A 20,171-nucleotide genomic window follows, 5' to 3' on the forward strand; every position below is an offset into this window, starting at 1 on the left:
GGGAGCTTGACTGCGAGACCTACAAGTCGAGCAGGGACGAAAGTCGGGCTTAGTGATCCGGTGGTTCCGCATGGAAGGGCCATCGCTCAACGGATAAAAGCTACCCCGGGGATAACAGGCTTATCTCCCCCAAGAGTCCACATCGACGGGGAGGTTTGGCACCTCGATGTCGGCTCATCGCATCCTGGGGCTGTAGTCGGTCCCAAGGGTTGGGCTGTTCGCCCATTAAAGCGGTACGCGAGCTGGGTTCAGAACGTCGTGAGACAGTTCGGTCCCTATCCGTCGTGGGCGTAGGAAATTTGAGAGGAGCTGTCCTTAGTACGAGAGGACCGGGATGGACGCACCGCTGGTGTACCAGTTGTTCTGCCAAGGGCATAGCTGGGTAGCTATGTGCGGAAGGGATAAGTGCTGAAAGCATCTAAGCATGAAGCCCCCCTCAAGATGAGATTTCCCATAGCGTAAGCTAGTAAGATCCCTGAAAGATGATCAGGTTGATAGGTTCGAGGTGGAAGCATGGTGACATGTGGAGCTGACGAATACTAATAGATCGAGGACTTAACCATATAATATGTAGCAATGTTATCTAGTTTTGAAGGAATATGCCTTCATAGTTTGGTGATGATGGCAGAGAGGTCACACCCGTTCCCATACCGAACACGGAAGTTAAGCTCTCTAGCGCCGATGGTAGTTGGGACCTTGTCCCTGTGAGAGTAGGACGTCGCCAAGCAAAAACCTAAGTCGATTCGACTTAGGTTTTTTTGTGTTTATTTTTATATAACCTTAAAGAATAAAAAAGAATGAAAATAAGGATATTCAGATTTTCCGAGTGCTCCTAAAATAATCTCTATGATAGGAAACGTTAAAAGTGTGATGGTATAAAGGGGTATTCGATCATTTCAGCAATGACTGCAATACAAAGGAATAAATGAGAAAGAGTGTAGTTGTTTTTTTGTTATTGTTCTCCCTTTTAAATGAATATAAACGATTATATGTAAGATAGATCTCTAGAAATATATATTCTAATTTCTTATCCTTCTTGCATATAGTTACAATTATCCTTTTGAATATAACTAAAACACGAACGTTATTGGTAAGTAATAAAAAAACATTCGATTATTTATTGACATTGTTTATGAAATATTGTTAATATAGCCATAGAAAGAATAATATATAAGACCTCATATAATCGCGGGGATATGGCCTGCAAGTCTCTACCTAACGACCGTTATTCGTTAGACTATGAGGGAAAGTCACTCGGTATTTTTCTATTCACAAGGGATACGTATGCCTGAGTAGAGCACTTTCTCTCATAGTAAAAGAGAAACTGTTCTATTTCAGGCTTTTTTTATTTGAATCGGGGGGATTCTAATATGAAATCACTAGTTGGAGTCATAATGGGAAGCACGTCAGACTGGGAAACAATGAAATATGCTTGTGACATTTTAGATGAATTAAATATACCGTATGAGAAAAAAGTTGTATCAGCTCATCGGACTCCGGATTATATGTTTGAATATGCAGAAACGGCTCGTGAACGTGGATTGAAAGTTATTATTGCTGGAGCTGGTGGAGCAGCGCATTTACCAGGAATGGTTGCAGCGAAGACGAATCTTCCTGTAATCGGAGTTCCAGTTCAATCAAAAGCGTTAAACGGCTTAGATTCATTATTATCCATCGTCCAAATGCCAGGAGGGGTTCCGGTTGCAACTGTTGCAATTGGTAAGGCTGGTTCAACAAATGCTGGTTTACTTGCTGCACAAATACTCGGATCATTCCATGATGATATACATGATGCATTAGAATTGAGAAGAGAAGCAATTGAAAAAGATGTGCGCGAAGGTAGTGAGCTAGTATGACGAGAATCATTTTACCTGGAAAAACAATCGGCATTATTGGAGGCGGCCAGCTAGGAAGAATGATGGCATTGGCAGCTAAGGAGATGGGATATAAAATTGCTGTTTTAGATCCTACAAAAAATTCACCATGTGCGCAAGTTGCTGATATTGAAATTGTTGCATCATATGATGATTTAAAAGCAATTCAGCATTTAGCAGAGATCAGTGATGTCGTCACATATGAATTTGAGAATATTGATTATAGATGTTTACAATGGCTAGAAAAACATGCTTATTTACCGCAAGGCAGTCAGTTGTTAAGTAAAACGCAAAATCGTTTTACAGAAAAGAATGCAATTGAAAAAGCGGGATTACCAGTAGCAACGTATAGATTGGTTCAAACGCAAGAGCAGCTTACTGAAGCAATCGCCGAGTTATCATATCCTTCCGTCTTAAAAACAACGACAGGTGGATATGATGGGAAAGGGCAAGTTGTTTTAAGAAGTGAAGCTGACGTTGATAAGGCGCGAGAGCTTGCAAATGCAGCAGAGTGTATTTTAGAGAAATGGGTGCCTTTTGAAAAAGAAGTATCAGTTATTGTCATTCGTAGTGTAAGTGGTGAAACGAAAGTATTTCCGGTAGCGGAAAATATTCATGTAAATAACATTTTGCATGAATCTATCGTTCCAGCGCGCATTACAGAAGAACTTTCTCAAAAAGCAATTGCTTATGCAAAAGTGCTCGCGGATGAACTAGAACTTGTGGGAACACTAGCGGTAGAGATGTTTGCTACAGCTGATGGTGAGATTTACATTAATGAATTAGCGCCAAGACCTCACAATTCAGGACACTATACACAGGATGCATGTGAAACGAGTCAGTTTGGTCAACATATTCGAGCAATCTGTAATTTACCTCTTGGAGAAACAAATTTGTTAAAACCAGTTGTCATGGTAAACATTTTAGGCGAACATATAGAAGGGGTCCTAAGACAAGTGAATAGATTAACCGGGTGCTATTTACACTTGTATGGAAAAGAAGAAGCAAAAGCGCAGCGAAAAATGGGGCATGTTAATATTTTAAATGATAATATTGAAGTCGCTCTAGAAAAAGCGAAGAGTTTGCATATTTGGGACCATCAAGAACAACTGTTGGAGGGAAAAAAATGATTAGTCGTTATACACGCCCAGAAATGGGTGCAATTTGGACGGAAGAGAACAAATTTAAAGCGTGGTTAGAAGTTGAGATTTTAGCTTGTGAAGCATGGGCTGAGCTTGGCGATATTCCAAAAGAAGATGTTAAAAAAATTCGTGAGCATGCATCATTTGATATTGATCGTATTTATGAAATTGAAAAAGAGACACGTCATGATGTAGTTGCATTCACTCGTGCTGTATCAGAAACACCAACATTAGGTGAGGAACGTAAATGGGTTCATTACGGTTTAACATCTACAGACGTAGTAGATACAGCGTTATCTTATATCTTAAAACAAGCGAATGAAATCATATTAAAAGACTTAGAAAACTTTGTAAGCATTTTAGCTAACAAAGCGAAAGAGCATAAGTACACGATCATGATGGGAAGAACACACGGTGTTCATGCAGAACCAACAACATTTGGTTTAAAACTTGGTCTTTGGTATGAAGAAATGAAACGTAACGTAGAGCGTTTCAAACAAGCTGCTGATACAGTTCGCGTTGGTAAATTATCTGGTGCGGTTGGTACATACGCAAATATCGATCCATTCGTAGAAAAGTATGTTTGTGAAAACTTAGGCTTAGAAGCAGCGCCAATTTCAACACAAACATTGCAACGTGATCGCCATGCTCATTACATGTCAACACTTGCACTAATTGCAACATCTATCGAAAAGATGGCAGTTGAGATCCGTGGTTTACAAAAGAGTGAAACACGTGAAGTTGAAGAAGCTTTCGCAAAAGGCCAAAAAGGTTCTTCTGCAATGCCACATAAGCGTAATCCAATCGGATCTGAAAACATGACTGGTTTAGCTCGTGTTATCCGTGGTTATATGATGACAGCTTATGAAAATGTTCCATTATGGCATGAGCGTGATATTTCTCACTCTTCAGCAGAACGCGTAATTTTACCAGATGCTACAATCGCGTTAAATTACATGTTAAATCGCTTTGGTAATATCGTTAAAAACTTAACTGTATACCCAGAGAATATGAAACGCAATATGACAAGAACATACGGCTTAATTTATTCACAGCGCGTAATGCTTACACTAATCGATAAAGGTATGGTACGTGAAGAAGCTTATGATATCGTACAGCCTAAAGCGATGGAAGCTTGGGAAACACAAGTACAATTTAAAGACCTTGTAGAAGCTGATGAGCGTATTACGAGCAAATTAACACAAGAAGAAATTAATGAATGCTTCAACTATGAGCATCATATGCAACACGTTGATACAATCTTTGAACGCCTAGGATTAAACGAAGCGTAAAATTTCATATGGCACAGAATAGAGTCATTCTGTGCCATTCTTTATAAAAACATTATTCACATTTTTCAAACTACAGGGGGCTTGCGAAATGCAAAAGCTAGAATTGCTGTATGAAGGTAAGGCAAAAAGAATTTATCGTACAGAATTAGCAGATATGGTTTGGGTAGAGTATAAAGATAGTGCGACTGCTTTCAATGGGGAGAAAAAAGAGACGATTACAGGAAAAGGTCGTTTGAACAATGAGATTACAACTTTATTGTTCAGAAAGTTACAAGAAGTAGGAATTAAAACACATTTTGTTGAGAAGTTATCTGAGATAGAGCAACTTGTTAAAAAAGTGAGTATTATTCCTTTAGAAGTTGTCACAAGAAATGTAATTGCAGGAAGTCTTTCAAAACGATTAGGAATGGAAGAGGGAACTGTACTTGCAGAACCAATCGTAGAATTTTACTTCAAAGATGATGATTTAGGAGATCCGCTTGTAACGGAAGATCATATTCGTGTATTAAACGTTGCATCGCCAGAGCAAGTAAGCGTATTACGAGAAATGGCTCTACAAATCAATCAAGTGTTGATTGATCATTTCGCAAGCTGTCGTGTAAGATTAGTAGATTTCAAATTAGAGTTTGGTGTAACGGAAGAGGGAAAAATTATTTTAGCGGATGAAATTTCACCAGATACTTGCCGTTTATGGGATGAAACGAGCAATGAAAAGTTTGATAAAGACGTATTCCGTCGCGATCTTGGAAATTTAACAGATGCTTATGAAGAGATTTTAAAACGTTTAGGGGGAATTTCACATGTATAAAGTTAAGGTATATGTAACATTAAGAGAAAGCGTATTAGATCCACAAGGAACAGCGGTAAAAGGAGCACTTCATAGTCTTTCATTTACAGAAGTACAAGACGTTCGAATCGGAAAATACATGGAACTAACAATTGATAAATCGGTATCTGACCTTGACGCAAAGGTAAAAGAAATGTGTGAAAAACTATTAGCAAACGTTGTAATGGAAGACTTCCGTTATGAAGTTGAGGAGGTTGTCGCACAGTGAAATTTGCCGTAATAGTATTTCCAGGTTCGAACTGTGATGTTGATATGTTCCATGCAATTAAAGATGAGCTCGGCGAAGAAGTAGATTACGTTTGGCACGATACAGAGAATTTAGATGAATATGATGCAATCTTACTACCAGGTGGATTCTCTTACGGTGACTACTTACGCTGCGGTGCTATTTCTCGCTTTGCGAATGCAATGAAAGCAGTGCAAAAAGCTGCTGAGCAAGGAAAGCCGATTTTAGGTGTATGTAATGGATTCCAGATTCTTGTTGAATCAGGATTACTACCAGGAGCGTTAATGAGAAACGAAAACTTAAAATTCATGTGTCGCACTGTTCAGTTGCGAGTTGAAAATAATGAAACGATGTTTACATCACAATATGAAAAAGATGAAGTAATCAATATTCCAATCGCGCATGGTGAGGGTAATTACTATTGTGATGAAGAAACGCTAAAAAGATTAGAAGAGAATAATCAAATCGCATTCCGTTACGTAGAAAATCCGAATGGAAGCGTTTCAGATATTGCTGGTATTGTAAACGAAAAAGGAAATGTACTTGGTATGATGCCACACCCAGAGCGTGCTGTAGACGAATTACTTGGCGGTGCTGAAGGGTTAAAAGTCTTTCAATCTATCTTAAAACAGTGGAGGGAAACATATGTCGTTAATGCTTGAACCAAATCCAACACAAATTAAAGAAGAGCGCATATATGCGGAAATGGGGCTAACAGACGAAGAGTTTGCCATGGTTGAAAAGATTTTAGGTCGTCTGCCAAATTATACAGAAACAGGATTATTCTCTGTTATGTGGTCTGAACATTGCAGTTATAAAAATTCAAAACCAGTACTTCGAAAATTCCCAACAACAGGTGAGCGCGTTCTGCAAGGACCTGGGGAAGGTGCTGGAATTGTAGATATCGGTGATAATCAAGCGGTTGTATTTAAAATGGAAAGTCACAACCACCCATCTGCTATTGAACCATATCAAGGAGCAGCAACAGGCGTTGGTGGTATTATCCGTGACGTATTCTCTATGGGAGCACGCCCAGTAGCTCTATTAAACTCACTTCGCTTCGGTGAATTACAGTCACCACGTGTGAAATATTTATTCGAAGAAGTAGTAGCAGGGATTGCAGGATACGGTAACTGTATCGGCATTCCGACTGTTGGCGGCGAAGTACAGTTTGATCCATGTTATGAAGGAAATCCACTTGTAAATGCAATGTGCGTAGGCTTAATTAACCACGAAGATATTAAAAAAGGGCAAGCGCACGGTGCTGGAAATACAGTAATGTACGTAGGAGCATCAACTGGTCGTGACGGTATTCACGGTGCAACATTCGCATCTGAAGAGTTATCTGAAAGCTCAGAAGCGAAGCGCCCAGCAGTTCAAGTAGGAGATCCATTTATGGAGAAACTTCTGATTGAAGCTTGCTTAGAACTTATTCAGTCGGATGCACTTGTTGGAATTCAAGATATGGGTGCAGCTGGTTTAACATCATCTTCTGCAGAAATGGCAAGTAAAGCGGGAATGGGTATTGAAATGTACTTAGATGATGTACCGCAGCGTGAAACAGGAATGACACCATATGAAATGATGCTATCTGAATCACAAGAACGTATGCTAATTGTTGTGAAAAAGGGTAGAGAGCAAGAGATAGTAGATTTATTTGAGAAGTATGGCCTTGCAGCCGTTACGATGGGGAAAGTAACGGAAGACAAAATGCTTCGCTTATTCCATAAAGGTGAAAAGGTAGCTGAAGTACCAGCTGATGCTCTTGCAGAAGAAGCACCGATTTATCATAAACCATCAAAAGAAGCAGCATACTTTGCTGAATTCCAGGCAATGAAAATGGAAACACCAAAAGTAGAAAATTATAAAGAAACGTTATTCGCTCTATTACAACAACCGACGATTGCAAGTAAAGAGTGGGTTTATGATCAATATGATTATCAAGTTCGCACAAGCACAGTTGTTACACCAGGTTCAGATGCAGCAGTTGTACGTGTACGCGGTACGGAAAAAGGATTAGCAATGACGACAGATTGTAACTCTCGCTACATTTATTTAGATCCAGAAGTGGGCGGTAAAATTGCAGTAGCAGAGGCAGCACGTAATATCGTATGTTCTGGGGGAGAGCCACTTGCAATTACAGATTGCTTAAACTTCGGTAATCCAGAAAAACCAGAGATCTTCTGGCAAATTGAGAAATCAGTAGATGGTATGAGTGAAGCTTGTCGTACATTACAAACGCCAGTTATCGGCGGAAACGTATCAATGTATAACGAACGTAGTGGTGAAGCTGTATATCCAACACCGACAGTTGGGATGGTTGGACTTGTACACGATTTAAAACATGTAACAACACAAGAATTTAAGCAAGCTGGCGATTTAGTTTATGTAATTGGAGAGACGAAAGCTGAGTTTGGTGGAAGTGAATTACAGAAAATGATTCACGGCAAAATTTTCGGTCAATCACCAAGCATCGATCTAGATGTAGAATTAAAGCGTCAAAAACAAGTATTAGCAGCGATTCAAGCTGGCCTTGTTCAATCTGCTCATGATGTTGCAGAAGGTGGTTTAGCAGTTGCGATTTCAGAAAGTGCGATTGGTGCTAAGGGCTTAGGTGCTACTGTGAAATTAGATGGAGAAGCAACAGCCGTATTATTCGCTGAATCACAATCTCGCTTCGTTATAACTGTAAAACGTGAAAATAAGGAAGCGTTCGAGAAAGCGGTAGAAGCAATTCAAGTTGGAGAAGTGACAAATACAAATGAAGTAACAATTCATAATGAAGAAAATGAAGTATTACTTACAGCAAATGTAGATGAAATGAGAAAGGCTTGGAAAGGGGCAATCCCATGCTTGCTGAAATAAAGGGGTTAAATGAAGAATGTGGCGTTTTTGGAATTTGGGGGCATGAAAATGCAGCACAAGTTTCGTATTACGGATTGCATAGTTTGCAGCACCGTGGACAAGAAGGCGCAGGCATCGTCGTAAATAATGGTGAGAAAATTGTCGGTCACAAGGGGTTAGGTTTAATATCGGAAGTATTTTCAAGAGGTGAGCTAGAAGGCTTAAACGGAAAATCAGCAATTGGACACGTACGATATGCGACAGCTGGCGGAAGTGAAGTTGCTAACGTTCAACCATTATTATTCCGTTTTTCTGATCATAGTATGGCATTAGCTCATAACGGAAACTTAATTAATGCAAAAATGCTTCGCCGCGAATTAGAAGCAGAGGGAAGTATTTTTCAAACAAGTTCAGATACAGAAGTACTTTTACATCTTATTAAACGTAGTACGAAAGATTCATTAATTGAGAGTGTAAAAGAGGCTCTAAATAAAGTGAAAGGTGCGTTTGCATATCTTTTACTAACTGGAAATGAAATGATCGTTGCGCTAGATCCGAATGGATTCCGTCCTCTTTCAATTGGAAAGATGGGGGATGCTTACGTTGTAGCATCGGAAACATGTGCTTTCGATGTAGTAGGTGCAACATACATTCGTGATGTAGAACCAGGTGAACTACTTATCATCAATGATGAAGGAATTCACGTAGATCGTTTTACAAATGAAGTAGATCATGCAATTTGTAGTATGGAGTACATTTACTTTGCACGTCCAGATTCTAACATTGCAGGTATTAACGTCCATGCAGCACGTAAAAACATGGGAAAACGTTTGGCGGTAGAAGCTCCTATTGAAGCTGATGTTGTTACTGGCGTGCCAGACTCTAGTATTTCGGCAGCAATTGGTTATGCGGAGGCAACAGGTATTCCATATGAGTTAGGATTAATTAAAAATCGTTACGTTGGACGTACGTTTATTCAACCTTCTCAAGAACTGCGAGAGCAAGGGGTTAAGATGAAGCTTTCAGCAGTAAGAGGTGTAGTTGAAGGAAAACGAGTTGTTATGATTGACGATTCTATCGTAAGAGGAACAACGAGTAAACGAATTGTTCGTATGCTTCGTGAGGCTGGAGCGACAGAAGTTCACGTAAGAATTGCGTCACCACCTCTGAAATATCCATGCTTCTATGGCATTGATATTCAAACGAGAAAAGAATTAATTGCAGCAAATCATACAGTAGAAGAAATTCGTGAAATAATCGGTGCAGACTCATTAACATTTTTAAGTGAAGATGGATTAGTAGATGCAATTGGACGTCCATATGAAGGGAAATATGGCGGTCTATGTATGGCGTACTTCAATGGAGATTACCCAACAGCTCTTTATGATTATGAGCAAGAGCTTTTAGAAAGTATGAAATAAGAAGAAAAAGGCTTCTACTTCTTTTGATGTAGAAGCTAGCTTCTTTCTTACAACGGCCGGCCCTAGATAGGGAGAAATTAAAAGACGAGGTGTAGATAACGATGGCGAATGCATATAAGCAAGCAGGAGTAGATATTGAAGCTGGATATGAAGCGGTATCTCGCATGAAAAAACACGTACAAACAACAATGAGAAAAGAAGTGCTAGGCGGTTTAGGCGGTTTTGGAGGTATGTTTGATCTATCAAAATTTGCATTAGAAGAACCTGTATTAGTATCTGGAACAGATGGCGTGGGAACGAAATTGATGCTCGCTTTTATGGCAGATAAACATGACACAATTGGTATTGATGCAGTAGCAATGTGTGTAAATGATATTGTTGTCCAAGGAGCAGAGCCGCTTTTCTTCCTTGATTATATTGCTTGTGGTAAAGCTGAACCTAGTAAAATTGAAAACATCGTCAAAGGTATATCAGAGGGCTGTCGCCAAGCTGGTTGTGCATTAATTGGTGGAGAAACAGCTGAAATGCCAGGGATGTATTCTACGGAAGAATACGATTTAGCTGGTTTTACAGTTGGTATTGTTGATAAAAAGAAAATTGTAACAGGTGAAAAAATTGAAGCTGGTCACGTATTAATTGGCTTAGCATCTAGCGGTATTCATAGTAACGGCTATTCTTTAGTACGAAAAGTATTACTAGAAGATGGAGCACTATCTTTAGATCGCATTTACGGACGTTTAGAACTACCTCTTGGTGAAGAATTATTAAAACCAACGAAAATTTATGTCAAACCTATTTTAGAACTATTGAAGAAATATGAAGTATACGGTATGGCGCATATTACAGGTGGCGGATTCATTGAAAATATTCCACGTATGTTACCAGAAGGAATCGGTGCAGAAATTGAATTAGGATCTTGGAAAATTCAACCGATCTTCAGTTTACTTCAAGAAGTTGGAAAACTAGAAGAGAAAGAAATGTTCAATATTTTTAACATGGGTATTGGTATGGTAGTAGCGGTGAAGGAAGAAGAGGCAAAAGATATCGTTCGTCTACTTGAAGAGCAAGGAGAAATAGCTAGTATTATTGGACGTACTGTACAAGGGGCTGGCGTTACCTTTAATGGGGGAGCGGCACTATGAGTAGATTAGCAGTTTTTGCTTCTGGGAGCGGCTCTAACTTTCAATCTCTTATCAATGCGGTAGAAGAAAAAAGATTAGACGCCGATATTAGTTTATTAGTATGTGATAAACCAGAAGCACGCGCTGTTGGACGAGCACATTATCATCATATCCCATGTTTCGCTTTTTCAGCGAAAGCATATGGATCAAAAGAAGCGTTTGAAAAAGAAATATTAAAGAAGCTAGAAGAGTATGAAATTGATTATGTTATTTTAGCTGGATATATGCGTTTAATTGGACCGACTTTATTAGAAGCTTACGGCGGAAGGATTATTAATATTCATCCATCACTACTGCCGAGTTTTCCAGGGAAAGATGCTGTTGGTCAAGCGTTAGAAGCAGGTGTAAAAGTAACTGGAGTAACGATTCATTATGTAGATGCAGGTATGGATACAGGGCCAATTATTGCGCAAGAAGCGGTAGTTGTTTCTGAAGGGGATACGAGAGAAAGCTTACAAAAGAAAATTCAACAAGTTGAACATAAATTATACGTAAATACAGTGAATCAAATTGTTCAATCTGTGAAAGAACCAACTGTTAACTAACATACAACCAGGGGTGAAGGATAGATGAAAAAGCGTGCATTAGTAAGTGTTTCAGATAAAACAGGAGTAGTAGAATTTGTTAAAGGTTTACTAGAACAAGGGATTGAAGTTATATCAACAGGTGGTACGAAAAAATTACTTGAAGAAAACGGCTTACAAGTAATCGGTATTTCTGAAGTAACTGGGTTCCCGGAAATTATGGATGGTCGTGTAAAAACATTACATCCAAATATTCATGGTGGTCTATTAGCAGTTCGCGATAATGAAACGCATGTAGCGCAAATGAATGAGTTAGGTATGGAGCCAATTGATTATGTTGTTGTTAACTTATACCCATTCAAAGAAACAATCGCTAAGCCTGATGTAACATTTGCTGATGCAATTGAAAATATTGATATCGGTGGTCCAACAATGATTCGCTCTGCTGCGAAAAATCATAAATTTGTATCGGTAATTGTAGATCCAGTAGATTACGATGTTGTATTAACAGAACTGAAAGAGAACGGTGAAGTAAAAGAAGAAACGAAACGTAAATTAGCAGCGAAAGTATTCCGCCATACAGCGGCATATGATGCGTTAATCTCTAACTATTTAACAGAGCAAATGGGTGAAGAAAGCCCAGAAACATTAACAGTGACATTTGAGAAAAAACAAGATTTACGTTATGGAGAAAATCCACATCAAAAAGCAACATTCTATAAAGCACCATTCGCTGTAACTTCTTCTGTTGCATACGCAGAACAATTACACGGTAAAGAATTATCTTATAACAATATTAACGATGCAGATGCAGCGCTTAGTATCGTGAAAGAATTTACAGAACCAGCAGTAGTAGCGGTAAAACATATGAATCCATGTGGTGTTGGAGTAGGAACTGATATTCATGAAGCATACACACGCGCTTATGAAGCAGATCCAGTATCCATTTTTGGTGGTATTATTGCAGCAAATCGTGAAATTGACAAAGCTACAGCTGAAAAGTTACATGAAATTTTCTTAGAAATTGTTATCGCTCCTTCGTTCTCACAAGAAGCTTTAGACGTATTGCAAAGCAAGAAGAACTTACGCTTACTAACTGTAGATATTGAAAAATCGACAAGTGCAAGTAAAAAATTAACTTCTGTACAAGGTGGTCTTCTTGTTCAAGAGGAAGATACGTTATCATTAGATGAAAGTACAATTTCAATTCCGACAAAACGTGAACCGTCAGAGCAAGAGTGGAAAGATTTAAAACTAGCTTGGAAAGTTGTAAAACATGTGAAATCAAATGCAATTGTTTTAGCGAATGATAACATGACAGTTGGTGTAGGTGCGGGACAGATGAACCGTGTAGGTTCTGCGAAAATCGCAATTACACAAGCTGGCGAAAAGGCACAAGGTAGCGCACTTGCATCTGATGCTTTCTTCCCAATGCCAGATACAGTAGAAGAAGCAGCAAAAGCAGGAATTACAGCAATCATTCAACCAGGCGGATCAATCCGTGACGAAGATTCTATCAAAGTGGCAGATAAGTATGGGATTGCTATGGTGTTCACTGGCGTACGTCATTTCAAACACTAATAGAGGATGTTTAAAAATTCCGGTCAAGATAACTGTCGCATGTCGTCGTTGCATTGCCAGTGCGGTACTCATGTAGGAAAACTACACTCCGTGTCCTCCTGGCGAATGCGCCTTGACCTGCTCGGTTCTCTTGATCCTCCTTTTTAAACCTTTATTGATATGGATGTTTAAAAGGTCCGGTCAAGATAACTGTCGCATGTCGTCGTTGCATTGCCAGTGCGGTACTCATGTAGGAAAACTACACTCCGTGTCCTCCTGTCAAATGCGCCTCGACCTGCTCGGTTCTCTTGATCCTCCTTTTTAAACTTTTATTGATATGAAAACAAACTAGGAGCATAGCTTCTAGTTTGTACTTATTTAAGTATTGGGGGATGAAATATGAATGTTTTAGTAATCGGACGTGGTGGGCGTGAGCATGCTTTAGCTTGGAAGTTTGCGCAATCTGAAAAGGTGGAAAAGGTATATGTAGCACCGGGTAATGAAGGTATGCGCGATGTTGCAACACCAGTTGATATTGATGAAAATGATTTTGATGCATTAGTTCTATTTGCCAAAGAGAATCATGTTGAATTAACTTTCGTTGGACCAGAAATTCCACTTATGAATGGAATTGTTGATCGTTTTAAAGAAGAGGGACTTCGTGTATTTGGTCCAAATAAGGCGGCGGCTGTTATTGAAGGTAGTAAGGCTTTTACGAAAGAATTGATGAAAAAGTATGATATTCCAACTGCGGCATATGAAACTTTTACAGATTATGAAGAAGCAGTACAGTACATTCAAAAAATTGGTGCACCGATTGTTATTAAGGCAGATGGATTAGCTGCTGGTAAAGGTGTAACAGTAGCAATGACACTTGAAGAGGCACTACAAGCTGCGAAGGAAATGTTACAAGATGTAAAGTTCGGCGAAGCAAGTAAGAAGGTTGTTATTGAAGAGTTTTTAGATGGACAAGAATTTTCATTAATGGCATTTGTGAATGGGACAACTGTGCATCCGATGGTAATTGCGCAAGATCATAAACGAGCTTTTGATGGTGATAAAGGTCCAAATACAGGCGGAATGGGCGCGTACTCTCCAGTACCACAAATTCCAGAATCAGCAGTTCAAGAGGCGATAAAAACGGTATTACATCCAACTGCTAAAGCGATGATTGCAGAAAACCGTTCATTTACAGGGATTTTATATGCGGGACTTATTTTAACAAATGATGGCCCAAAGGTAATTGAATTTAATGCCCGCTTTGGCGATCCTGAAACAGAAGTAGTATTACCTCGCTTAGAAAATGATTTAGTTGATGTATGTAACGCTGTATTAGATGAAAGTGAGTTAACGTTACAATGGTCAGAGGAAGCAGTAATTGGTGTTGTACTTGCTTCGAAAGGATATCCAGAAGCATATAAAAAAGGTGACATTATTAACGGATTAGACGCATTGCGAGATGTAATTGTTTTCCATTCAGGCACAGCGATGAAGCATGGTGACTTTGTAACAAACGGTGGCCGTGTACTATTTGTTGCTTGTAAGGCAAATAGTTTACAAGAAGCGAAAGATAAGGTATATAAAGAAATCGGCAAAATTGAGAGTGATGGTCTATTTTACCGAAGTGATATAGGATATCGTGCAATTGGGCATGAGATGATGAGAAGCTAGTAATATTAAATTTTTTAGTGGTAAGAAAAGCGGAGAATGATGTAGGTCATTCTCCGCTTTTCATGTTATTTTATTTAGGAACTTTTACAAGATCAATAATGTCAGGGCATTGTAATTGATAAGTTATTGTTGTTGATGAAACTTTCTTTGGAATTTTTTTGGCAACTACTATTGGAATATCGAATTTCTTTGTTTTCTGTATTTCGGTCGCTTATTTTTGAGTAATCAACATCATAATACAAAGAGGTTGTCTCTCTCCCTTTTTTTACCGTTAAATCTATGATGAGAGGTTCATCTTTTTCGTTAAATCGGGTGATGCGAATGGCATGACTCTTATTTGAATTATATTTTTTAATGAAGGCATCTAATTTTTCGATATTGTAAACTGTGTCATTCTTTTGAATGACATCACCATATTTTTTTGCGGTTTCAAAACTATATTCTTTATTGGATGTATCGATCGTTGGTCGTTTATTTGAGCAAGCGACAAGATTGAATGAGAGTAGTACAATGATGAATAAACTCGTTTTTTTATAGTAATGTTTTGTAGGCAAAGCGAACCACCTCTATTAATAATGTTATATTTGCATTTTACAATATAGTTACAAAGAAAACATCATCATTGTATTAAAAAAATCCCGCTGATTTCTCAGCGGGATTTTTTATGCATCTTTATCTTTTTTTAATTTTCCTTTTTGCTTTGCCATTTCTCGAAGCAAATATTCGATGTGTGCATTGACGCTACGAAACTCATCATTCGCCCATTTTTCGATGACAGCGTGTAATTCAGGATCAATACGTAATGGAAAGCTTTTCTTTTTAGCCATAATGATTTACAACCTTTTAGTATAGGCTTCCTGTATTAATAACTGGTTGCGCACCTTTATCTGAAACGATGGCAACTAATAAATTGTTCACCATATTTGCTTTACGCTCGTCATCGAGTTCCAGTACGCCTTCCTCATCTAACATATGGATTGAATCTTTCGCCATCTTCACAGCACCTTCAACAATCTCTTTTCGGGCAGCTAATACTGCTTTTGCTTGTTGACGTTGTAGCATTGCATGGGCAATTTCTGTTGCGTAAGCTAAATGTGTTAAACGAGTTTCTAATACTTCTACGCCAGCGATTTCAAGGCGTGCTTCTAACTCACGTTTTAATTCTTCAGAGATTTCTTCCGTATTTCCGCGTAACGTGATGCAAGTTTCATCTTGGAAATTGTCATAAGGATATTTTGTTGCAACGTGGCGGATTGCTGTTTCACTTTGAATTTCTACAAATCGATCGTAATGTTCAACACCGAACATTGCTTTTGCAGAATCAACTACTTTATATACGATAACGGCTGCAATTTCGATCGGATTTCCCTCAACATCGTTTACTTTTAATTTCTTACTATTAAAGTTTTCCACACGTAACGATACAGTTTGACGGAATGCGAACGGAATCGTTAAAAATAAACCATTTTGACGAATTGTTCCTAAGTAATTACCGAAAAACGTAATGACTTTCGCTTGGTTTGGTTGAACAATACCAATACCTGTAGCAAGAACTGCGGCTAAAATAATAGTTAATGCTGCTCCTATGAAAATTTCTTGCACGAGGAAAAATACACCGATAGCGGCTAAAATCAAAATTCCAATAATCCCAAGAAAACCATTAACATAAAATACTTGTTTTTCTTTCATATGATCGCCTCCTGATATAAAAATGATATCACTTTTATATCATTTTAAGCAAGGGGTTTACACCTAATTTTCTGAAATTTATTGATTGGGTATCTCTTATGTATATTTTAAGGTTTAAAATAAGAATATACGTTCTGTTTTGTGGTAAAATAAAGAAGACTTAACCGCCCACTGCAGCAGCTAAGTCCCTTTGAGAGCATCTTGCATCGTGACAAATGATTCAAAGCGGTTTTGCCAGGATTATATCTTCAATCGCTGACTCAATCTCTTTGTCAGAAGCGTCAAAACTTCCATTTGACCGTGGTTTGTCGTGATTGGAAGTTTGATTCACTTCTTCTTTAGCATGTCCCTTTTCAGTAAAATTCATGCTAGGCATTTTAAATGCCCCCATATTCATGTATTTTCCGAATTTCCACATTTCAACAACAGGGCAGAAACGAACAATTCCCTCTGCAATTTTCATTGCACCAATCCATAGCAAGACGTTAGACCAAGTGCACCACGGCTTGCGTACAAGTTTAGCGCTACTACAGCCGAAGAGGATAAGTCCGAGTGTAATTCGAATTAGGGCGTTTATTGTACCGATGTTTTGCTTCATTAGAAAAACACTCCTTTTTATGAAAGTTGAAATAGATAATACTATTTCTCTTATTAGTATCCCGTGTGATTTTTGGGATATGTAATCCAACATTTGACGTTGAAAAAGATGTTGGAATGTGCGTGTGTGTAAGTAGCTTTTTTTGTTATAATGAAAGAATGCATAAAAGGAAGTTCAAAATTAAATCCTCTAGTTTGAAAAAATATGGAAGAGGGAATTCCAAACTTAATTCTCCGTTTTAAACAAATATTTAAGATGAAGTTAAAAAATCCTAATGAAAATAAACTGTTATTTTGAACAGAAATATATATAAATAGAGAAAAGAAAGGGTGTTTTCATGTACGATATTTCCGGGTGGAAACATGTATTTAAGCTTGATCCAAATAAGGAGTTAAGTGATGAACATTTAGAAATGATTTGTGAGTCTGGAACAGATGCTGTTATTGTGGGCGGAAGTGATGGAGTGACAATTGATAATGTACTGCACATGCTAGTTAGCATTCGTAGATATGCAGTTCCTTGTGTGTTAGAGGTTTCTGATGTAGAAGCAATTACACCAGGATTTGATTTTTATTACATCCCAAGCGTTTTAAATAGCCGAAAAGTGGAATGGGTAACAGGCGTTCATCATGAGGCTTTGAAAGAATTTGGGGATATTATGGATTGGGACGAAATTTTCATGGAAGGGTATTGTGTTTTAAATCCTGAAGCGAAAGTAGCCCAGCTTACAGATGCCAAATGTGATGTAACAGAAGATGATGTGATTGCATACGCACGTTTAGCAGACAAGCTATTACGTTTACCGATATTTTATTTAGAATATAGCGGTACGTATGGAGATGTTGAACTTGTTAAAAATGTAAAAGCAGAATTAAAACAAGCGAAGTTGTATTACGGAGGCGGTATTTCTAATGCAGAACAAGCGAAAGAAATGGCGCAGTATGCTGATACAGTAGTTGTTGGAAATATTATTTATGATGATATAAAATCCGCGTTAAAAACAGTTAAAGCAGTAAAAGGAGAGTAGGTGCAGGCATATATGAGTAAGACAGATAGATTATTAAATGGTTTAAATCCGCAGCAACAAAAAGCAGTACAAACAACGAACGGACCACTTCTATTAATGGCAGGTGCAGGTAGTGGTAAAACACGTGTGTTAACACATCGTATTGCGTATTTACTTGGTGAAAAAGGTGTAGCACCATGGAATGTACTAGCTATTACCTTTACAAATAAAGCGGCTCGTGAAATGCGTGAGCGTATTGATACACTTGTCGGACCAGAAGCAGAAGATATTTGGATTTCTACGTTCCACTCTATGTGTGTACGTATTTTAAGACGTGATATCGATCGTATTGGTATTAATCGTAACTTTACAATCTTAGATTCAGGCGATCAGTTAACGGTTGTGAAGAAAATCATGAAAGAACGTAATATTGATCCGAAGAAATTTGAGCCACGCTCTATTTTAGCGGGTATTAGTAATGCGAAAAATGAATTATTATCTGCAGATAAATATGCAAAGAAAATTACAATAGCTGATCCATATGAAAAATTAACGAGCGATGTATATACAGAATATCAAAAACGTCTTCTGAAAAATAACTCATTAGACTTTGATGATTTAATTATGACAACGATTCATTTATTTGAACGTGTTCCAGAAGTACTAGAGTTTTATCAACGCAAGTTCCAATATATTCACGTGGATGAGTATCAGGATACGAACAAAGCGCAGTACCTTCTTGTTAAACATTTAGCAGCACGTTTTAAAAATTTATGTGTTGTAGGTGACTCAGATCAGTCTATTTATCGCTGGCGTGGGGCTGACATTTCTAACATTTTGTCATTTGAAAAAGACTATGAGAATGCGCAAGTTATTCTATTAGAACAAAACTATCGTTCGTCACAAAATATTTTAAATGCAGCGAATGCTGTTATTGAAAAAAATTCAAACCGTAAACCGAAAAAATTATGGACAGACAATCAAGTTGGAAGCAAAATCTCATATTACCGTGCTGCAACGGAAAAAGACGAAGCATATTTTGTTGCGAAAAAAATTCGTGACGATATTCAAATGGGAAAACGAAAATATACTGATTTTGCAGTGTTATATCGTACAAATGCGCAGTCTCGTATGGTCGAGGAGATTTTCCTGAAATCTAATATTCCTTACAAAATTGTCGGTGGTACGAAGTTCTACGATCGTAAAGAGATTAAGGACATTTTGGCGTATTTACGTTTAATTGGGAATCCAGATGATGAGATTAGTTTCGCACGTATTATAAACATGCCAAAGCGCGGAATTGGTGCGACTTCTATCGATAAAATTATTAATTACGGCGTACAAAATGGAATTTCATTAACAGCTGTATTCGATGAGATTGAGCATGTTGGAGTAAGTGCAAAAATTACAAAGGCAGTAAAAGAATTCGCAGGTTTATTACACAACTGGGTTAATAGGCAAGAGTATTTATCTGTTACAGAATTGGTAGAAGAAGTTATTGAAAAAACAGGCTATCGTGACATGTTGAAAAACGAGCGTACTTTAGAAGCGGAAGGTCGTTTAGAGAACTTAGATGAGTTTTTATCTGTTACGCAAACATTTGAATCTCAAAGCGAAGATAAGAGCCTTGTTGCATTCTTAACAGACTTAGCGCTTGTTGCTGATATTGATCGTGTCGATGAAGATCCAACTGCTGGTGAGGAAGTTATTTTAATGACGATGCACTCAGCGAAAGGGTTAGAGTTCCCAGTTGTCTTTATTGTTGGGTTAGAGGAAGGAATATTCCCGCATACTCGTTCTCTCATGGAAGAAGATGAAATGCAAGAAGAGCGTCGCCTTGCTTATGTAGGTATTACGCGTGCAGAAGAAGAGTTATATTTATCAAATGCACAAATGCGTACTTTATTTGGTCGAACAAGTATGAACGCTGCCTCTCGATTTATTACAGAAATCCCGGCAGAGCTAGTAGAATCGTTAAATGAAACAGCGCCGAAGCGTGAAACTTCGTTTGGTGCAAAAGGCAGAACGGCTAGTAACAGCAGAACGGCAATGACAACTACAACACGCTCTCGTTCAGCTTTCGCGAGTCCTGCAGCTAAGACGACAGGTGGCGAGCAAATCGGCTGGGCAGTAGGAGATAAAGCTTCCCACCAAAAATGGGGAGTCGGTACAGTTGTCAGTGTAAAAGGTGAAGGTGATGCAAAAGAATTAGATATTGCGTTCCCAAGCCCAATTGGTGTTAAACGTTTGTTAGCAAAATTTGCACCTGTGACGAAACAATAGGAAAGGAATGAGG

Annotated in this window: 17 protein-coding genes, 2 rRNA genes, 1 pseudogene and 1 riboswitch (1 of these 21 running past the window's edge); of the genes and pseudogenes, 16 read left to right on the plus strand and 4 right to left on the minus strand. The window is 38.3% G+C overall.

What is annotated here, in order from left to right; genetic code table 11:
• The 14 genes from MHB74_RS01725 to purD all read left to right on the plus strand — a co-directional run.
• A 23S ribosomal RNA gene (locus MHB74_RS01725) occupies positions 1–563 on the plus strand (it extends 2,359 nt beyond the left edge of the window).
• A 48-nt stretch (positions 564–611) separates the two neighbouring features.
• Positions 612–727 (plus strand): 5S ribosomal RNA (rrf, locus tag MHB74_RS01730).
• Between the two features lie 431 nt (positions 728–1,158).
• Positions 1,159–1,260, plus strand: a riboswitch (purine riboswitch).
• A 110-nt stretch (positions 1,261–1,370) separates the two neighbouring features.
• The gene (purE, locus tag MHB74_RS01735) at positions 1,371–1,856 is read left to right on the plus strand and encodes a 5-(carboxyamino)imidazole ribonucleotide mutase (protein WP_000839367.1); all 486 of its coding nucleotides are present in this window, start codon (positions 1,371–1,373) and stop codon (positions 1,854–1,856) included.
• Positions 1,853–3,004 carry a 5-(carboxyamino)imidazole ribonucleotide synthase gene (gene purK / locus MHB74_RS01740; RefSeq protein WP_061680296.1) on the plus strand — a complete coding sequence of 384 codons (1,152 nt, stop codon included), beginning with the start codon at positions 1,853–1,855 and terminating at the stop codon, positions 3,002–3,004. Before purE ends, purK begins: the two co-directional genes overlap by 4 nt.
• Complete coding sequence (gene purB / locus MHB74_RS01745; RefSeq protein WP_061680297.1) at positions 3,001–4,308, plus strand: adenylosuccinate lyase; 1,308 nt, start codon at positions 3,001–3,003, stop codon at positions 4,306–4,308. Before purK ends, purB begins: the two co-directional genes overlap by 4 nt.
• Before the next feature lie 88 nt (positions 4,309–4,396).
• On the plus strand, positions 4,397–5,116 hold the full coding sequence (gene purC / locus MHB74_RS01750) for a phosphoribosylaminoimidazolesuccinocarboxamide synthase (RefSeq protein ID WP_061680298.1): 720 nt from the start codon (positions 4,397–4,399) through the stop codon (positions 5,114–5,116).
• Positions 5,109–5,363, plus strand: coding sequence for a phosphoribosylformylglycinamidine synthase subunit PurS (gene purS / locus MHB74_RS01755; RefSeq protein WP_000278820.1), 255 nt, complete (start codon positions 5,109–5,111; stop codon positions 5,361–5,363). The genes purC and purS overlap by 8 nt, the downstream gene beginning before the upstream one ends.
• Positions 5,360–6,043: a phosphoribosylformylglycinamidine synthase subunit PurQ gene (gene purQ / locus MHB74_RS01760; RefSeq protein WP_048375606.1), complete on the plus strand. Its 684-nt coding sequence runs from the start codon at positions 5,360–5,362 to the stop codon at positions 6,041–6,043. Before purS ends, purQ begins: the two co-directional genes overlap by 4 nt.
• Complete coding sequence (gene purL / locus MHB74_RS01765) at positions 6,027–8,246, plus strand: phosphoribosylformylglycinamidine synthase II (RefSeq protein ID WP_061680299.1); 2,220 nt, start codon at positions 6,027–6,029, stop codon at positions 8,244–8,246. Before purQ ends, purL begins: the two co-directional genes overlap by 17 nt.
• The gene (gene purF / locus MHB74_RS01770; protein ID WP_061680300.1) at positions 8,231–9,646 is read left to right on the plus strand and encodes an amidophosphoribosyltransferase; all 1,416 of its coding nucleotides are present in this window, start codon (positions 8,231–8,233) and stop codon (positions 9,644–9,646) included. Before purL ends, purF begins: the two co-directional genes overlap by 16 nt.
• 101 nt (positions 9,647–9,747) lie before the next feature.
• The gene (purM, locus tag MHB74_RS01775; protein WP_061680301.1) at positions 9,748–10,788 is read left to right on the plus strand and encodes a phosphoribosylformylglycinamidine cyclo-ligase; all 1,041 of its coding nucleotides are present in this window, start codon (positions 9,748–9,750) and stop codon (positions 10,786–10,788) included.
• On the plus strand, positions 10,785–11,372 hold the full coding sequence (purN, locus tag MHB74_RS01780) for a phosphoribosylglycinamide formyltransferase (RefSeq protein WP_000088565.1): 588 nt from the start codon (positions 10,785–10,787) through the stop codon (positions 11,370–11,372). The genes purM and purN overlap by 4 nt, the downstream gene beginning before the upstream one ends.
• Before the next feature lie 24 nt (positions 11,373–11,396).
• Entirely contained in the window at positions 11,397–12,932 is a 1,536-nt protein-coding gene (purH, locus tag MHB74_RS01785; RefSeq protein ID WP_061680302.1) for a bifunctional phosphoribosylaminoimidazolecarboxamide formyltransferase/IMP cyclohydrolase, read from the plus strand.
• Positions 12,933–13,310: 378 nt separating this feature from the next.
• On the plus strand, positions 13,311–14,582 hold the full coding sequence (gene purD / locus MHB74_RS01790) for a phosphoribosylamine--glycine ligase (protein ID WP_061679440.1): 1,272 nt from the start codon (positions 13,311–13,313) through the stop codon (positions 14,580–14,582).
• A gap of 70 nt (positions 14,583–14,652) precedes the next feature.
• Here the strand turns inward: purD and MHB74_RS01795 are convergent.
• The 4 genes and pseudogenes from MHB74_RS01795 to MHB74_RS01810 form a co-directional block, all read right to left on the minus strand.
• A pseudogene (locus tag MHB74_RS01795) lies at positions 14,653–15,136 on the minus strand (DUF4362 domain-containing protein).
• Positions 15,137–15,244: 108 nt separating this feature from the next.
• Positions 15,245–15,409: a toxin-antitoxin system HicB family antitoxin gene (locus MHB74_RS01800; RefSeq protein WP_001085171.1), complete on the minus strand. Its 165-nt coding sequence runs from the start codon at positions 15,407–15,409 to the stop codon at positions 15,245–15,247.
• Positions 15,410–15,425: 16 nt separating this feature from the next.
• Entirely contained in the window at positions 15,426–16,271 is an 846-nt protein-coding gene (locus tag MHB74_RS01805) for an SPFH domain-containing protein (RefSeq protein ID WP_000660687.1), read from the minus strand.
• A 220-nt stretch (positions 16,272–16,491) separates the two neighbouring features.
• Positions 16,492–16,869: a YgaP family membrane protein gene (locus MHB74_RS01810; RefSeq protein WP_000812333.1), complete on the minus strand. Its 378-nt coding sequence runs from the start codon at positions 16,867–16,869 to the stop codon at positions 16,492–16,494.
• Positions 16,870–17,206: 337 nt separating this feature from the next.
• Between MHB74_RS01810 and MHB74_RS01815 the strand changes: the two genes are divergently transcribed.
• Entirely contained in the window at positions 17,207–17,896 is a 690-nt protein-coding gene (locus tag MHB74_RS01815) for a heptaprenylglyceryl phosphate synthase (protein ID WP_000272092.1), read from the plus strand.
• 12 nt (positions 17,897–17,908) lie between these two features.
• Positions 17,909–20,158: a DNA helicase PcrA gene (pcrA, locus tag MHB74_RS01820; RefSeq protein ID WP_061679441.1), complete on the plus strand. Its 2,250-nt coding sequence runs from the start codon at positions 17,909–17,911 to the stop codon at positions 20,156–20,158.
• Positions 20,159–20,171 lie beyond the last annotated feature (13 nt).

Origin of the sequence: Bacillus sp. FSL K6-0069, assembly GCF_038007785.1 — a bacterium.
Taxonomy (GTDB): domain Bacteria; phylum Bacillota; class Bacilli; order Bacillales; family Bacillaceae_G; genus Bacillus_A; species Bacillus_A mobilis.

Coding starts and splice junctions, on each gene's coding strand:
- purC (WP_061680298.1), top strand. CDS start 4,397: ATGCAAAAGCTAGAATTGCTGTATGAAGGTAAGGCAAAAAGAATTTAT.
- purF (WP_061680300.1), top strand. CDS start 8,231: ATGCTTGCTGAAATAAAGGGGTTAAATGAAGAATGTGGCGTTTTTGGA.
- MHB74_RS01815 (WP_000272092.1), top strand. CDS start 17,207: ATGTACGATATTTCCGGGTGGAAACATGTATTTAAGCTTGATCCAAAT.
- purL (WP_061680299.1), top strand. CDS start 6,027: ATGTCGTTAATGCTTGAACCAAATCCAACACAAATTAAAGAAGAGCGC.
- MHB74_RS01810 (WP_000812333.1), bottom strand. CDS start 16,869: ATGAAGCAAAACATCGGTACAATAAACGCCCTAATTCGAATTACACTC.
- purS (WP_000278820.1), top strand. CDS start 5,109: ATGTATAAAGTTAAGGTATATGTAACATTAAGAGAAAGCGTATTAGAT.
- purH (WP_061680302.1), top strand. CDS start 11,397: ATGAAAAAGCGTGCATTAGTAAGTGTTTCAGATAAAACAGGAGTAGTA.
- MHB74_RS01800 (WP_001085171.1), bottom strand. CDS start 15,409: ATGGCTAAAAAGAAAAGCTTTCCATTACGTATTGATCCTGAATTACAC.
- purK (WP_061680296.1), top strand. CDS start 1,853: ATGACGAGAATCATTTTACCTGGAAAAACAATCGGCATTATTGGAGGC.
- purE (WP_000839367.1), top strand. CDS start 1,371: ATGAAATCACTAGTTGGAGTCATAATGGGAAGCACGTCAGACTGGGAA.
- MHB74_RS01805 (WP_000660687.1), bottom strand. CDS start 16,271: ATGAAAGAAAAACAAGTATTTTATGTTAATGGTTTTCTTGGGATTATT.
- purN (WP_000088565.1), top strand. CDS start 10,785: ATGAGTAGATTAGCAGTTTTTGCTTCTGGGAGCGGCTCTAACTTTCAA.
- pcrA (WP_061679441.1), top strand. CDS start 17,909: ATGAGTAAGACAGATAGATTATTAAATGGTTTAAATCCGCAGCAACAA.
- purD (WP_061679440.1), top strand. CDS start 13,311: ATGAATGTTTTAGTAATCGGACGTGGTGGGCGTGAGCATGCTTTAGCT.
- purM (WP_061680301.1), top strand. CDS start 9,748: ATGGCGAATGCATATAAGCAAGCAGGAGTAGATATTGAAGCTGGATAT.
- purB (WP_061680297.1), top strand. CDS start 3,001: ATGATTAGTCGTTATACACGCCCAGAAATGGGTGCAATTTGGACGGAA.